General features: G+C 43.0%; 1 pseudogene. It reads left to right on the forward strand.

Features of this window, described 5'->3' with window-relative positions:
• Positions 1-269 precede the first annotated feature (269 nt).
• A pseudogene (locus tag ACQEXR_RS20355) lies at positions 270-616 on the forward strand (DNA polymerase IV); the annotation flags it as partial.

The following is a 616-nucleotide window of genomic DNA, read 5'->3' on the forward strand; positions in this document are numbered from 1 at the left end:
CCTAAAGTAGTGAGCTGCTGTTTTAAGAAATTTTGGTAAGCGCGACTATCCTCTACAACCAAGACTTTATTGTTCAAAGCGGTGCCTCTTTTGTTACCTATAGAATTAATAATAACTGCATCCAACAAACTTGCGAGTGTCGAACAGGACAAATTTGCAGACAATTTGTACTTTGAGATATATATGTGATTTATTATACTGTTTATATGTACAGTCTATTCCGGTCATCGAAAGTGGATAAGAAAACGCGAAAAATCATACATATAGACATGGATTGTTTTTACGCGGCAGTGGAAATGCGTGATAACCCTTCATATCGTGGACGGCCACTCGCCGTCGGGGGGCATGAAAAACAACGTGGCGTGTTAAGTACCTGCAATTATGAAGCGAGAAAGTTCGGCATCCGCAGTGCAATGCCAACCTCTAGAGCATTGCAGTTATGCCCTCAGTTACTTGTCGTACCGGGAAGAATGCAGATCTACAAAGCGGTTTCAAAACAGATCCACGCTATCTTTTCGCGTTACACAGCACTTATTGAGCCCCTGTCTCTTGATGAAGCGTACCTCGATGTGACGGATTGCCCTTTACATAAAGGCTCGGCAACCCTGATTGCTGA

It is taken from the genome of Vibrio sp. TRT 2004 (assembly GCF_050113735.1).
GTDB lineage: Bacteria > Pseudomonadota > Gammaproteobacteria > Enterobacterales > Vibrionaceae > Vibrio.